The following is a 15,024-nucleotide window of genomic DNA, read 5'->3' as shown; positions in this document are numbered from 1 at the left end:
AAGGCGGCGGTCTTGAAAACCGTTGAGCGTGAGAGCGTTCCGTGGGTTCAAATCCTACCTCCTCCGCCATTTTTATTTGGAGAGATGGCCGAGTAGGCTGAAGGCGCTCGCCTGCTAAGCGAGTAAGGGGTATAAAACTCCTTCGAGGGTTCGAATCCCTCTCTCTCCGCCAGATACAAAGGTTACAGGCTCTTAGAAAATTTTTCTAAGAGCTTTTTTTTGGCTTTTTGGAGGTCAAGTAACCCCTCAAGTGACCCTTTTTTTAAAATTTTTTTTAAAATTTTTGAGGAAAAAATCGTTTTTTTATCTGATTTATACACTCCACCATTTCCAATTTACAGATATCTATTGAAATAAAAACAAAAAAATATTAGCTTTTATCCTTTGTAAAAAAACAAAAAATTTGTTTATGCGAAGATAAAAATTTAAATTTATTCTCTTTACGGAGACAGATAATGAAAAAAGAAGAAAAAACCAAAGGGGTGGCAGCCCTTTTTGATCAAATTGAAATAAAATCATTTTTAAAAAACTACCTTATTTTTATTGGTATAGTTGAGGCAGTTATTTTTTTTGTGTGTTTTGTTGAACAGCTAGGCTCAAAAGACATTCCATTTCCATGGAAAAACTATTTTTTTGCAGCCTTTATAATCCCTGTAGTAATTACATTTCTTCTTGGAATCCTTGTGGCGGGATTCAATAAATACCTTTATGACTTTTCTTCCCATGAAAAGCCTTTAGGATCAAATTCTGGCGACAATCCAAATACTAACCTGGGATACCTTCAAAAAATAGAGGCAGTTCTTGTACTTTTCCAAAAACTTCCTTTTTTACTAACCCTGTTCATTCTTACGCTGACAGCAGGTATAATTTACAAGCTTGATTCAATAATCGCTTTTATTTCAACAGCAGGCCAAAAATCCCTTGAATATTTAATGATGATTCTTGGGGCGGGAATTGGAATAGCAGCAGTTTTTATAATGGTATGGCTTATTTTAAAGTATAAGCTCCAGAAAAAATCCATTGAATACAATCATGCCTATAGAGAAAGTGTGATGAGACAGCTTGGAATGGTAATCCTTGATGATGACACTGTTTTGGATAAAAATGGAAATATTATAAGCGGAGAAAAAACCAAAGACTCTTTTTACCAGTCACCTTTAAAAAAAATTGGGAACTTAAAAAGCACCTCATACCTTGAAAATCCTGAGGACGAAGTCAATTCTAAATAAAAGACAATAATAAAGGCCTTGTGATAAAGGCTTTTATTATTTTATAACCAAATCCGAAATCAATTTTATATCATATTTCTGAAGAGTTTCATTAAGTCGCTTTATAAACTGAACTGCAAAGCCACCCTCTTCTATCCTTACAACCTTTGCCTGCATTCTTACCGGCTCCTTCCTTGCGGGCGGGGGAAAAACCATTGTTATTTCTGCTCCAGGCTCAGGTTTTTCAAAGGAAGAAATAAACATTCCAGACTCGCTTATGTTGGAGATATAACCCCTTCCAGGCTTTCCATTCATGGCAAAATTAATTTCTGAAAGATAAGACTTTCGACTAGAGCTTCGTTGGTACAGCCCGCCCCTTTTCTCTAAATCATTTAGCAAAGTCATTTTTTCTTCAGTGGATAGAGCAATAACCTCTTTTAAAAGTTTTGCTGTCAAACCCGCAATATTAATCTTTGGGGAACTATTTTCTATTTCATTCATTTTTCACCTAAAGTTAAGTGTTAGTTTATTTACTCAGGTTAAAACCACACTTGAATTTTACTTCCAGATTAAATATATAGTCTTTTTAATATACTTAATCTTAAACCACAAAAAACAAGGAAATAAAAGTGAAAAAAATTGCTGTACTTCCAGGAGATGGAATAGGCCCTGAAGTTATGGATGAAGCCATAAAGGTTTTAAATGCTGCAAAAGCAAAGTTTAACTTTGAATTTGAAACAAAAGAAGCTTATGTGGGAGGAGCTGCAATAGATAACTGCGGAGAAGCTCTTCCCAAAGAAACTATAGACGTATGCAATTGGGCTGACGCTGTTCTTTTCGGTTCAGTAGGCGGCCCTAAATGGGAAAATCTTCCCCCTGAAAAACAACCAGAAAGAGCCGCACTACTTCCCTTAAGAAAACTTTACGGATTATACTGCAACCTAAGACCTGCCAAGGTTTTTCCATCTCTTGCCTCTGCAAGTCCCTTAAGAGCAGACATTGTAGGTAGTGGATTTGATATCTTATGTGTAAGAGAGCTTACAGGCGGAATATATTTTGGCCAGCCAAAAGGCAGAGAAGGCTCAGGCCCTGAAGAAACAGCCTTTGATACAATGGTTTACAAAAGATTTGAAATTGAAAGAATTGCCAAAATGGCTTTTGATGCAGCAAGAAAAAGAAAAAACAAAGTAACCTCTGTAGACAAGGCAAATGTTTTGACCACCATGGTGATGTGGAGAGAAATTGTAAATGAAATTGCAAAAGATTACCCTGATGTTGAACTCAACCATATTTACGTTGATAACGCTACAATGCAGCTTGTAAAAGATCCCCATCAGTTTGACGTACTTTTGTGCGGAAATATGTTTGGAGATATTATATCTGACGAATGTGCAATGATTACAGGCTCAATGGGACTTTTAGCCTCAGCAAGTCTTAACGAAGAAAAATTTGGACTTTACGAACCTGCTGGAGGCTCTGCTCCAGACATTGCGGGTAAAGGAATTGCAAACCCAATAGCCCAAATTCTTTCAGCGGCAATGATGCTAAAATATTCCCTTGATCTTGGCGATGCTGCAGATGCTATAGAAAATGCAGTGGCAAAAGTCCTGGGAGAAGGAATTCTCACAGCCGACCTTGCCGGAAAAGATAAAAAATCTGTTTCCACCAAAGAAATGGGTGATGAGATAGCAAAACGAATCTGATTCTAATAAAAATGCACGCTTTTTAATGGCGTGCATTTTTTATTTAAATTAAGATATTTTCGAGAAAGTTCATTTACAATTTAATAAAATTTTAGAATCCTAATAGTTTCAACTTTTCCCAACTACCCTCTCAAGCTCTTCAATTGTTGTAAGCCCCCTTAAAACTTTTTTAATTCCATCATAAAACATATCCTTAAATCCGCTTTTTAAAACAGATTCATCAACAAATCCTGTCCAGAAAACACCCCGCCCTATTTCTACAGGTTCAAACATTTTTTTATCAAACATTTATTTACTCCGATTTTTCTATTATATAAGTCTTCTGGAGTTTAATTTAACCAAAATGGAAAAACATGACCAAAAAAGATATTTTATACAAACTTTACAATAAAACCGACTCTCTTACCACAAGAGACAAAATTTTTATCCGGAAAAAAATAAGAAAACTTCAAAAAGACAAAACTATTGTTTCTGAAGAAAGTATTGAAAAATTAAAAATTGACTTAAAAAAAGCAAAACTGAATTTAAAAAAAAGAAAATCTCTTATACCAAAACCAAGTTTTGATGAAAATCTTCCTGTAAATGCTAAAAAAGAAGAAATTAAAGAAAAAATAATAAACAATCAGGTTGTTATCATTTCAGGTGAAACAGGCTCAGGAAAAACAACCCAGATCCCAAAAATCTGCCTTGAAGCAGGAAGGGGGGTTAAAGGAAAAATAGCCCTTACCCAACCAAGAAGAATTGCCGCTGTTTCAGTTGCTGAAAGAATAAGTGAAGAACTTAATGAAAAGAGTTTTAAAACTATTGGCTACAAAATAAGGTTTGCCGATAAATCAAATGAAAACACAATAATCAAGGTGATGACAGACGGGATTTTGCTTGCAGAAACCCTTACAGACAGGTTTTTAAATTCCTATGATACAATAATTGTTGATGAAGCCCATGAAAGAAGCCTTAATATTGATTTTATTCTTGGATTTCTTTTAAAGCTTGTAAAAAAAAGAAAAGATTTAAAGCTTATAATCACTTCAGCAACCATAGACACAGAAAAATTTTCCAAAGCTTTTGGCAATGCCCCTGTTATTGAAGTTTCGGGAAGAATGTTTCCTGTAGAAACAATTTATCTTCCCCCTGAAAATGAAGAAGAGGAAGATCAAGATCTTTCATCTCTTGCTGCAAATGCCTTTGACCTTATAAAAAATGAACAAAACGGCGACACCTTAATTTTCATGCCCACTGAAAACGATATTTTAGAAACAATTGAAAAACTAAGGGGAAGACTTGATAACAAAGTAAATTTAATGCCTCTTTACGCAAGACTCCCCTCCCATTTACAGCAAAAGGTTTTCAAGCCGGTTTCAGGCCAAAAAGTTGTTGTATCAACAAATGTTGCAGAAACTTCAATTACAATCCCTGGAATTAAATATGTTATAGATACAGGTCTAGCCAGAATTCCTTCATATTTGGCATCATCAAGAACTACTTCTCTTCCTGTAAGCCCTGTTTCAAAAAGCAGTGCTGATCAAAGAAAAGGAAGATGCGGAAGGGTTTCAAACGGGATTTGCATTAGACTTTTCAGTGAAGAAGATTATGAAAACAGGCCCAAATTTACCCTGCCTGAGATTTTAAGATCCAATCTTGCAGACGTTCTTCTTAAAATGACGGCTTTAAAACTTGGAGACATAAAAAATTTTCCATTTATAGACAGGCCTGAAACAAAAAATATAAATGATGGTTACAATCTTTTAACAGAGCTTGGGGCAATTAAGGAAAGCAAACAAAAGGGAATTTTTACACTCACTGAGTTAGGTGGGCAAATGGCAAAACTTCCCCTTGATCCAAAGCTTTCAAGAATGCTCATAGAGGCATCAAAAAGAGGATGTCTTGAAGAAGTTACTGCAATTGTATCAGGTATAACAGCCGGAGACCCAAGGGAACTTCCAGATGAAATCCGTCAAAAAGCTCTCCAGGCACAATCAGTATTTTCAGATCCCTTATCTGATTTTATAACTTTTTTAAATATATGGACAAAATTTAACAAGGAAAGCAAAAAAAAACTTACAACAGGAGCCATAGGAAGATTTTCTAAAAAATATTACCTTTCTTTTAGAAGATTAAAGGAATGGAGAGACTTGTATTCCCAGATAGAATCAATTCTTGAAGACGAGGAAATAAAAAATATAAAAGAAAAACCTCCTGTCTCAGGGGATAAAAACTCAAAAACAGGTCCTTTATACGAAGAAATTCACAAATCAATTTTAAGCGGTTATCTTTCAAATATAGCTGTTCACTCAGAAAAAAAACTTTTCAAGGCCGCCAAAAACAAAGAGGTAATGATTTTTCCGGGCTCAGGGCTTTTTAAAGCCCCTCCTGACTGGATTGTCTGTGCTGATATAGTTGAAACTTCAAGGCTTTTTGCAAGAACAGCCGGGTTGATTGAACCTGAATGGATAGATGAAGTAGCAGGTGATCTTGTAAAAACAATTGTATATGACCCCCATTATTCAAAAAATCAGGGAAGGGTTTTAGCCTATGCCCAGAAAACTTTATACAGCCTTGTAATTTTAAAAGATTCAAAAGTCCCTTATCATTTGTTTAATAAAGATGAAGCTGGAAGAATATTTTATTCCCAGGCCCTTTACCAGAACCAGGTAAAAGACAAGCTTAACTTTCTTGAAAAAAATCAGAAAACAATAAACCAAATTAAAGACATGGAAGAAAGACTTAGAAAAAGAGATATCCTGGTCAGTGAAAATGAAATAGTTGATTTTTATGAATCTAAAATCCCTCAAGTTTCAGATATAAGGACCTTGAAAAATATAATAAGAAAAAAAGGCGATGCTTTTCTTTTAATGAAAAAAGAAGATCTAATGAACTATGATCCTGAAAATGAAATAAAAGAAAACTTTCCTGACAAACTTCAGGTTGGAGAAGAAAAATTCAATTTAAAATATAAATTCAACCCTGGTGAAGACGACGACGGAGTTACAATTTCAATTCCTGTCAATAAAACATCAAATATTTCAGCATCAAATATTGAAACTGTTATACCCGGACTTTTAAAAGAAAAAACAGAAGCTGTTCTTAAAGGACTTCCCAAGAAATACAGGACAATGCTCCACCCCATAAAGGAAAAAACTGAAATAATTTTAAAAGAGATGGATTTTTCATCAAATTATTTTGCCTTAAGTCTTTCTGAATTTATAAAAAACAGATTTAAAGCTATTGTTCCGGCAAAAATAATTTCAGAAGTATCAATTCCTGAACATTTGAATATGAGAATTGAGCTTACAGATATTAAAGGTTCCAAAATTTCAGCCTCAAGAAATCCCCTGATTTTAAAAAATATTGACAGAGATTCACTGCCTGATTCTGATGAAATAAAAAAATTTAAAAAACGATTTTCAAAAGAAGATATCAAGGAATTTTATACCCTTGAGAATCTGGTAAAAGTTTATCCTGAGAAAAAAAACTCACCAATATTTTACCCTGCTTTTGAAACCAGTGATGGAAAAATAGATTTAAAACTTTTTTCAAATAAAAAAGATGCCCAAAATGCCCAGACAAAAAGCGTAAAAACCTTTTTTGAAAAAATTCTTTCAACTGAACTGAAAAACCTTAAAAATCAGATAAAACTTAAAACAATCAATCCTGAAATTTTTAAACTTTTTGGAAATAAAGAAAATATTGAAAAAGGAATTTTTGAATCTGTAAAAAACCAGGTGCTTTTAAAGCCCATAAGAACAGAAAAAGAATTTTATGATTACTTAAAAAAAATCAAAGATAAAAAAGTTTTAAATTTTTCTACCTTGGAAAAAAAAGAAAAAACAGAATTGGTTTTAAATGAATTTAATGAAGTATGGACATTTTTAAACAACCTCAAACTAAAGTATTCAAAAACTGTTCTTATTTATGAAATGATAAATGACTGTATTAAGAGTGCAAAAAGCATAGTTACTCCAAACTTCTTTAAAATCTATTCAATTGAAGAACTTTCAAATATACCAAGATATCTTGCTGCTATAAAAATCAGGGCAGAACGGGGGATTTCAAATCCTTCAAAAGACAGTACAAAAAACAATAAAGTAATAAGATTCCAGAAAAAACTTGGGATTCTTCTTGATGAGCTTGACGAAAGCTCCTCTCCTGAAAAAAGAAAAGAAACAGAATTGTTTTTTTGGGATATTGAGGAGTTTAAAATTTCAGTTTTTGCCCAGGAACTTAAAACCAGATACCCTGTATCTGAAAAAAAACTTGAAAAAAAATTTTCTGATATTGCTAAGATGATTTGACCTTTAAAAAAGACTACCCAAAATAAAAAAAGCCCTCAAATTGAGAGCTTAATGTTTTTTTGGCGTCCCCAAGGGGATTTGAACCCCTGTCGCCGGCGTGAAAGGCCGGTGTCCTGGACCGAACTAGACGATGGGGACGCATATGGTGGGTCATGTTGGGTTCGAACCAACGACTCTCTGCTTAAAAGGCAGATACTCTACCGGCTGAGTTAATGACCCATGTGTCGCTAAAACAAAAGGAAAATACACAGATAGAACCCTAAAGTCAAGGATAAAAAAATAAAAAAAAATCTACCAAAGCCTGAAATTCAAACTTTGGTAGATTTTTATTAATATATAAGATCTTTTGGATCAACTTTATTAGAAAACAATTTATAGGCAAAGCTTTGGTAAGCTATAACAATTGGAATAAAAACAACCACAACTACAAGCATAATTTTAAGTGTATAAGGGCTTGATGATGAATTAAAAGCTGTAAGACTATATTCAGGGTTTATGCTTGAAGGAAAAAGATTGGGAAACAATCCTGCTATTCCAAAAAATGTAGAAAAAACTATTGTTGAAGCTGAAAAAGCCCAGGCAGTAAAAAATTTTCTCTTTGAAATAAAAAACCTTATCATGAAAAGAGAAACAACAGCAGCTAGAAGAATAAGCCATAAAAGCCTATATTTGAAGTAATTGTCAAAAAGATTGGTGTAAACATAACTGCCAGCAACAAAACCAATAATTACAATAACTTCAACAATCCACATTTTTTTTACAAAACTCAAAGCCCTGTCTTTAAGATCGCCTGTAACTCTTACACAAAGCCATAAAAGTCCATGAACAATAAACAAGACAACAAACAAAAACCCACCCAAAAGTCCGTATGGATTTAAAAGTGAAAAAACACTTTCCTGGATTATTCCGTTTTCATCTATGGGAATCCCCTGAAATATATTGGCAAATGCCACACCAAACAAAAACGCAGGTAAAAAACTTCCTACAAAAACAGAACTATCCCAGATAAATACCCATGATTTTTTATTGGAAAGCCCCCTAAACTCAAAAGAAACTCCCCTTATTATCAAGGCAAACAAAATAAGCATCAAAGGTGTGTAAAGAGAAGAAAACATAACAGAATAAAGAATTGGAAAAGCAGCAAAAGTAACACCTGCAGCAGTGATAAGCCAAACCTCATTACCGTCCCACAAAGGCCCAAGAGAGTTAATCATCACTCTTTTTTCTTCATTATTTTTACCAAGAAAAGGATAAACAATTCCTATTCCAAGATCAAATCCGTCTGTCATAAAATAAATAGCCCATAAAAGCCCCCAAAGAAAAAACCAGGTTGATTCAAGCATCATAATATCTTCCTCCGAAATTAAATTTTAAATTCAGGCTTCTCCTGAAAAGGATTGTAAACTCAGCTCAGAAAAGCGACAGCTTTATCATTGAGTCAGGTCTTTAGGACCTTTAAGTGCATTTTTAAATATCATATAAAAACCTGCAACTCCAAGGAGACCGTAAAGAACAATAAACCCGATCAAGGTTGTAAGTACCTGCCCGGAAGCTATAGGAGAAGCTGCATCAGATGTTTTTAAAAGTCCGTATACTATCCATGGCTGCCGTCCTACTTCAGCAAGAACCCAGCCGGCTTCAATTGCTATATATGGAAGCGGAAGAGAAATAACCATAAGTTTTAAAAACCAGGTTTTTTCTATAAGTTTATTTCTGAAAAACCATCCTAATATCATCAGAGTTAAAAAATAAAAACCAGAACCAACCATTACCTTAAAAGCCAAGGCTGTGATTGCTACAGGAGGCCTTTCATCTTTTGGAAACTCTTTTAAACCCTGAACAGGAGCATTTATATCATGAAAGGCAAGAAAGCTTAAAACTCCGGGGATTCTGCCTATTTCTATTATATTTTTTTCATTTTCTTCATCTGGCCATGAAAATAAAAAAACAGGAGCCTTTGTGCTTGTTTCCCAATGGGTTTCCATTGCAGCAAGCTTTGCAGGCTGAACCTTGGCTACGTCAACAGCATGAACATCACCTTCTGCAACAACAAAAATTGTGCTTAAAAGACCCATAACAAGAGCGATTCTAAAGGATTTGGTAAAGAACTCCACATTGTTTTTTTTAAGAAGATGCCAGGCACTTACACTCATTACAAAAAAAGCACTTAAAACATAGGCCGCAGACAAGGTATGAAGAATTGTTAAAACAGCAAACTTCTGGGTGACAACAGCCATGAAATCTGTAAGCTCTGCTCTTCCGTTTCTTATTGTATACCCTACAGGATGCTGCATCCATGCATTGGCAATAAGAATCCATACAGCAGACAAACTTCCTCCTATGGCAATAAGCCACATCACAAAGGCATGTGCCTTGGCAGAAAGCTTTTTCCACCCAAAAACCCAGATACCAATTAAAATTGATTCAAGAAAAAATGCCACTGTTGCTTCAATTGCCAAAAAAGATCCGAAAACATCACCAACATAGGCTGAATACCTTGACCAGTTTGTTCCGAACTGAAACTCCAGTGTAATTCCTGTCACAACTCCCAATGCAAAATTTATTAAAAACAGCTTTCCCCAAAATTTTGTCATTGAAAGATATACAGGATTTTTTGTTCTAACATACTTGGTTTCCATGTAGGCCATCATTATGGAAAGCCCAAGGGTCAGAGGAACAAACAAAAAGTGGAACATGGTAGCTGCGGCAAACTGCAGTCTGGAAAGAAATACAACGTCCATTTATTACTCCTCGCTTTTAAAAGTTAATCTTGCTTATAACAAAAAAACTTTGACTTTTTTTAAAAAATCAAACCATAAAAAAGCATAGTTTACAAATCTTAATATAGCAAATTTTGCATCTTCAAAAAGAAAACAAAATATAAAGTCCCGTCATTTCTTTGTATTACCAACCAACTTTCAACGAATAATAACCAATCCGACGCTGAAATAAAAAAACAGCAATTATTCAACAATAGGTTAATTTGTTACAACAAAAATAAAAACCAGACAATATTTATCCCACAAATAAAATTCTTCTATTACGTTTAAAAAAACAAAGGCTCTTTACAGAGCTAAAAAACAGATCTGAAAAAAGCCTTAATATTTGGTATAATTTATTTTGATGCTTGTAAATCTAAGAAGATCTCTATTGAACTTAGGGCTTTTTGTTTTTGTGCCCTATTCTTTCATCCTTCCCTTCCCACTGACAATCAGGAGTATAGCAGGTGTTATCCACAAATTCACATTTTTGTTTACAGGAAGGGCATGTTTCCGGCGGCATTTCTGCATCAAGCTGATATCCACAATTAACACATTTCCAGTTTCCCATGTTATTTCTCCTTTATTTGAGTGAAGGGATTTGATAACAAAGGCAGGATTTCTCCTGCCTTGAATAAACTACACTTCGAGCTTCCACAATCCGTGAAGATTGCAGTATTCCCTGGCTGTAAATTTATCATCTGTTACAGGGAATTCTGCAACAGGCTCTTCTCCTGGTGAAAGATATTTTCTATAGGAATTTCCATCTTTTGTTAAAATCTGGATCCATTCTATATAATGCTTTTCTTCCATTGGGTGAAGTGTGCTTCCAACTGTAACTTTAATTTTCCCGTCAAGCTTTTCCACCACAGGAACATGCTTTTCATTTGCTGCATCTTCTGTGTTTTCCTTCATGTTTTTCATGGGCTTGCCACAGCATACAAGTTCTCCATTACCGCCTCTTAAAACCTCAACAATATTTGTGCATATAACACATTTATATATTTCCATTTTTTCTGCCATTAAAATCAAACCTCCTGATTAGTAATTTTCGGCTAAAAGCTCAAAATGAGCCTTTGGATGGGCACATGCAGGGCACATTTCAATTGCTTCTGCACCAACATGCTGGTAACCGCAGTTTCTGCATTTCCAGGTAACTTTTTCATCTCTTTTGAAAACCTTACCTTTGTCGATATTTTCAGCAAGAGCACGAAAACGCTTTTCATGGTATTTTTCTGCAATAGAAACTTTCTCAAAAACCACTGCAATTGCTTCAAAACCTTCTTCTCTTGCGATTTTTGCAAAGGTCGGATACATATCCGAATGCTCCTCAAATTCACCTTCTGCCGATGCAATAAGATTTTCTTTAGTGGATTTTATTTCGCCCGCAGGAAAAGACCACTGAACCTCAGCATCTCCTCCTTCAAGGAACTTGAAAAATCTTTTTGCATGCTCTTTTTCATGGTTTGCTGTTTCTTCAAAAACATCTGCAATCTGCACATAACCTTCTTTTCTTGCTGCTCCTGCAAAATATGTATATCTATTTCTTGCCTGAGATTCGCCTGCAAATGCTGTCAAAAGATTTTTTTCTGTTCTGGTACCTTTTACTGATGCCATTAAATTTCCTCCATAAATATTGATGTTTATAATTAAAAAAAATTATTAGAAAGTCAGTCCTTATTCTTAAACTTTATTCTTTCTCCGTCCCATGAGCCTTTAAGGAAATGATTTTCAATTTCTTCTTCTGCAAGGTTTATCAGCTTATATCCATAGTCCCTTAAAATACCAAATAAAATTCCACATCCAATATCTTTTCTATGAATATCACCTTCTTCAGCAGTATCAACCATTTCCCTTGCAAGCTCAAGAACTCTTAAAATATTTTTATTTTCAGGCTTCACTGACTTCCTCCGGTTTTTAAACTTTTGGACTCTGTTAATTCAATAAATATGCCAAAATAAAAAAACACAGAAAACAAGCCTGATAAGCTTGATAGGGAGTTAAAACCGTATCAGATTTGAGACAGTTTTGTATCAAATCCTCCAAAGATACATAAAAACAAGACAACCTATGTTGCCAACTACAGCCTTCTCACAATTGGCAACCTTATTGCATATAACCATATGTAAGATTAACAAAAATAAATAAGGAGCAGCCATGAATTTAGATGAGTTGAAAAAAGATATAAACTTAATAAATCTGATTGATTGGGATCTCACCCATGAAGATGCTATTGGACTCTACCTTGAATGGGGAGGAAACTGGAAACCCGGCGGAGTTCCATATGTGGTAAGAAATAAAAGTGATTCTTCCCATTATTTTGTGGTCAACACCTGGGAGAAGCCTGCAAAAGTATATTTGATTAAAAGAACAATCGAAGATGCCAAAGAACTTGTTGAAATCCCTCTGCTAGGTGAAAAGATGAAAAAATTCCTTGATGAAACTGGGCATAGCAAGGGAGTTTACACACCTGGTGAAAAGTTAAAAAATTGGCTCAAAAGCGAACTTTTAAACTAATCTCAGTACTCTTAGATTAAAAAGGCAGGGGTAACCCTGCCATAATTCAATTTAAGCCTATCAGATTAAAAAAAACAAATTATTTGATAAAAGGCATAAGCTTAGTGGAAATAATTCTTATATGGGTCATTTCTTCATTGATAATTTGATCAAGTCTATCCTGACCTTTTTTTTCAGGTACAAGAGCCTTCATTCCAAGATAAAACACAATAGAATCTTTTTCAGCTGATATAGCAGCCTTCATCACTTCTTTAACTGATTTTGTATCTATTTCTTTTTCATAAAAAACCTTTGTATCAGCAAGGGCTTTTAAATATGCAGCTGCTTCATTGTCGGGATCAAAAACATTGCTGGCTTTTTCAGAATCTTTTAATTCCTCTTGCATAAGCTTAAAGGTTTCTTCATGTTCAACTTCCATATCAGCAAGATCTAAAAGAACTTTTTTAAGTTCATCATTTTCTGCGTCAGCAGCAGCTTTTCTGTAAAACTCCTGACCATTTACTTCAATTTCAATTGCCATTTTGAAAATATCATCTGCACTAAAATCATACGCTGCCATTTTTTTAAATCCCTTTCTTTCTGCATTTAAATTTATTTTTAAAAATAGATCTTTTATAGATTTATATTTTTAAACCTATTAACATTTCATGAATATATATTCAAGAATATATCTCAATCTTTACAAAGGTGCTCTGTTGTGGCATAGACAAGCCATCAACCTTTAATTCAGGAAATTCAGACTATTATGATTTCAGAAGTATCCATAAAAAATCTTGCCGTAATAGATGATATAAAAATAAAGTTTGAAAGCGGCTTAAATATGCTCACAGGAGAAACAGGGGCTGGCAAGTCAATAATAATTAACGCCATCAACCTGATTCTTGGGGATCGGGCCAACTCAAAAATGATAAGAACAGGAGAAGAAAGTGCTGAAATCGAAGCTTTTTTTTCAATTAAAAAAAACTCTCCTGCCTGGATTAAAATGAAAAAAAACGATTTTGAGCCTGAACAAGGACTTATAATCAGAAGAATAATTGCCAAAACAAACAGGCATAAAATATATATAAATCAAAAACTTGCAACAGCTCAGATCCTTAATCAAATAACAAGAAACCTAGCTTCAGTATCAGGCCAGCATGAGCATCAAGAACTCCTTGATGAAAAAAACAATATCTATTTTCTTGATAATTTTGCAGGCCTTAGTGAAAGCAGGGTAAAATTAGAAGAGATTTTTTCAGAAACAAACCAATTAAAGGGTAAAATAAAACAATTAAAATCCGAAAAACAGTTAATTGAAAAAGAACTTGAGCTAATATCCTTTCAAAAACTGGAAATTGAAGATGCAGGCCTTGAAGACCCCAATGAAGATATCAAGCTTGAAGAAGAACTTAAAAAACTTAAAAACGCAAAGCTTTTAATTGAAACTTCGTTAAAAGGCTCATCCCTTCTTTACCTTGACAAAGGTTCTGTTTCAGAAATTATTGCCTCACTAATAAAAGAGTTTGAGGACAGCTCTTCTCTTGATTCAGAGTTTGGGAGTTTTCTAAGCCAGCTGGAATCAATCTACGCTGAAGTTGATGATCTAGGAAGAACACTTAACTCTTATGCCAGCGAAATTGACCAGGACGATGAAAAGCTTGAAACCATAAGCGAACGGCTCGACCTCATATCCAAATTAAAACATAAATATGGGAAAACAATTGATGAAATTAATAATTTCCACAAAAAAATAAGCTTAAAGGCTCAAAATTTTGATAATACAGAGACTGAAATTAAAGAGCTGGAAAAAAAGCTGGAACTTAAAGAAAAAAACTATATGGATCTTGCTAAAAAACTTAGTTCTAAAAGACAAGTTTCAGCAAAAAAACTGGAAAAGATTATAACCGAGTCTATAAAAGAACTTGAAATGCCCCATGCAGTTTTTTTTGCAGACTTAACTTCCAACCCTGAATTTAAAAGTGAAACAGGAATAGACAACTTAAATCTTCTTATTTCCCCAAACCCAGGCGAAGATCCAAAGCCTATTTCTCAAACTGCTTCAGGAGGAGAACTTTCAAGACTTGTCCTTGCTATAAAATCTGCCACAGCAAAAAATGACAATGTTCAAACAATAATTTTTGATGAGGCTGATGCAGGAATCGGTGGAAAAGCAGCTGAAAAAACCGGAGAAAAAATAAAAAAACTCTCAAAAACAGCACAGGTAATCTGTATCACCCACCTTCCTCAGATTGCAAAATTTGCAGATCATCATTTCTATATTGAAAAAAAAGTGTTTGAAAAAAGGACAAGAACATCAATCAGAAGCCTTTCTTTCACCGAAAGAATAACAGAAATTGCAAGAATGATCTCAGGTGAAAAAATTTCTCAAAAAACAATGGAAAATGCAAAAGAACTTATTGAACAAGCCAGTGTTTTATAGATTCAACAAAACAAAAACCAAACTTTAAACTTTAAATTAATGGGTAAAGCAAATTTAGATTCTAAATAATTTTATTGAATGTTTAGCCATAAGTTATATTATATGAATAAATGTTTTTGGATAAAA

Annotated in this window: 14 protein-coding genes and 3 tRNA genes; 6 read left to right on the top strand and 11 right to left on the bottom strand. The window is 34.1% G+C overall.

Annotation, left to right across the window (positions count from 1 at the left end):
- Window positions 1–78 precede the first annotated feature (78 nt).
- Window positions 79–172: transfer RNA gene (locus tag RBR53_11535), tRNA-Ser, on the top strand.
- A 283-nt stretch (window positions 173–455) separates the two neighbouring features.
- A complete protein-coding gene (locus tag RBR53_11530) occupies window positions 456–1,229 on the top strand; it encodes a hypothetical protein (protein ID MDY0133282.1) in 774 nt (257 codons plus the stop codon).
- A gap of 36 nt (window positions 1,230–1,265) precedes the next feature.
- Here the strand turns inward: RBR53_11530 and RBR53_11525 are convergent, their stop codons facing one another.
- Window positions 1,266–1,709 (bottom strand): PilZ domain-containing protein, encoded by a 444-nt coding sequence (locus tag RBR53_11525; GenBank protein ID MDY0133281.1) that lies wholly within the window; start codon window positions 1,707–1,709, stop codon window positions 1,266–1,268.
- 128 nt (window positions 1,710–1,837) lie between these two features.
- Here RBR53_11525 and leuB point away from each other — a divergent pair, with 128 nt between their 5' ends.
- A complete protein-coding gene (gene leuB, locus RBR53_11520) occupies window positions 1,838–2,911 on the top strand; it encodes a 3-isopropylmalate dehydrogenase (protein ID MDY0133280.1) in 1,074 nt (357 codons plus the stop codon).
- 108 nt (window positions 2,912–3,019) lie between these two features.
- Here the strand turns inward: leuB and RBR53_11515 are convergent, their stop codons facing one another.
- A complete protein-coding gene (locus tag RBR53_11515; GenBank protein MDY0133279.1) occupies window positions 3,020–3,199 on the bottom strand; it encodes a hypothetical protein in 180 nt (59 codons plus the stop codon).
- A gap of 65 nt (window positions 3,200–3,264) precedes the next feature.
- On the opposite strand from RBR53_11515, the gene hrpA reads away from it, so the two are divergent.
- A complete protein-coding gene (hrpA, locus tag RBR53_11510; GenBank protein ID MDY0133278.1) occupies window positions 3,265–7,203 on the top strand; it encodes an ATP-dependent RNA helicase HrpA in 3,939 nt (1,312 codons plus the stop codon).
- A gap of 60 nt (window positions 7,204–7,263) precedes the next feature.
- On the opposite strand, the gene RBR53_11505 is transcribed toward hrpA, so the two are convergent.
- The 8 genes from RBR53_11505 to RBR53_11470 form a co-directional block, all read right to left on the bottom strand.
- Window positions 7,264–7,341, bottom strand: a tRNA-Glu gene (locus RBR53_11505).
- A 5-nt stretch (window positions 7,342–7,346) separates the two neighbouring features.
- Window positions 7,347–7,422, bottom strand: a tRNA-Lys gene (locus tag RBR53_11500).
- A gap of 110 nt (window positions 7,423–7,532) precedes the next feature.
- A complete protein-coding gene (gene cydB / locus RBR53_11495; protein MDY0133277.1) occupies window positions 7,533–8,549 on the bottom strand; it encodes a cytochrome d ubiquinol oxidase subunit II in 1,017 nt (338 codons plus the stop codon).
- Between the two features lie 84 nt (window positions 8,550–8,633).
- A complete protein-coding gene (locus tag RBR53_11490) occupies window positions 8,634–9,944 on the bottom strand; it encodes a cytochrome ubiquinol oxidase subunit I (GenBank protein MDY0133276.1) in 1,311 nt (436 codons plus the stop codon).
- Window positions 9,945–10,359: 415 nt separating this feature from the next.
- Window positions 10,360–10,533: a hypothetical protein gene (locus RBR53_11485; GenBank protein ID MDY0133275.1), complete on the bottom strand. Its 174-nt coding sequence runs from the start codon at window positions 10,531–10,533 to the stop codon at window positions 10,360–10,362.
- Between the two features lie 68 nt (window positions 10,534–10,601).
- Window positions 10,602–10,985 carry a desulfoferrodoxin gene (locus RBR53_11480; protein ID MDY0133274.1) on the bottom strand — a complete coding sequence of 128 codons (384 nt, stop codon included), beginning with the start codon at window positions 10,983–10,985 and terminating at the stop codon, window positions 10,602–10,604.
- Window positions 10,986–11,003: 18 nt separating this feature from the next.
- Window positions 11,004–11,579, bottom strand: coding sequence for a rubrerythrin family protein (locus RBR53_11475; GenBank protein MDY0133273.1), 576 nt, complete (start codon window positions 11,577–11,579; stop codon window positions 11,004–11,006).
- 53 nt (window positions 11,580–11,632) lie between these two features.
- Window positions 11,633–11,863, bottom strand: a complete 231-nt coding sequence (locus RBR53_11470; protein MDY0133272.1) for a hypothetical protein — start codon at window positions 11,861–11,863, stop codon at window positions 11,633–11,635.
- Window positions 11,864–12,119: 256 nt separating this feature from the next.
- On the opposite strand from RBR53_11470, the gene RBR53_11465 reads away from it, so the two are divergent.
- A complete protein-coding gene (locus RBR53_11465) occupies window positions 12,120–12,479 on the top strand; it encodes a hypothetical protein (GenBank protein ID MDY0133271.1) in 360 nt (119 codons plus the stop codon).
- 79 nt (window positions 12,480–12,558) lie between these two features.
- Here RBR53_11465 and RBR53_11460 read toward each other — a convergent pair whose 3' ends face one another.
- Window positions 12,559–13,038 (bottom strand): ferritin family protein, encoded by a 480-nt coding sequence (locus RBR53_11460; GenBank protein ID MDY0133270.1) that lies wholly within the window; start codon window positions 13,036–13,038, stop codon window positions 12,559–12,561.
- Window positions 13,039–13,224: 186 nt separating this feature from the next.
- On the opposite strand from RBR53_11460, the gene recN reads away from it, so the two are divergent.
- On the top strand, window positions 13,225–14,898 hold the full coding sequence (gene recN, locus RBR53_11455; protein ID MDY0133269.1) for a DNA repair protein RecN: 1,674 nt from the start codon (window positions 13,225–13,227) through the stop codon (window positions 14,896–14,898).
- Window positions 14,899–15,024 lie beyond the last annotated feature (126 nt).

Source organism: Desulforegulaceae bacterium (assembly GCA_034006035.1).
In the GTDB taxonomy this organism is placed as follows: domain Bacteria; phylum Desulfobacterota; class Desulfobacteria; order Desulfobacterales; family JACKCP01; genus JACKCP01.
This window is presented reverse-complemented; position numbering and strand designations above follow the sequence as displayed.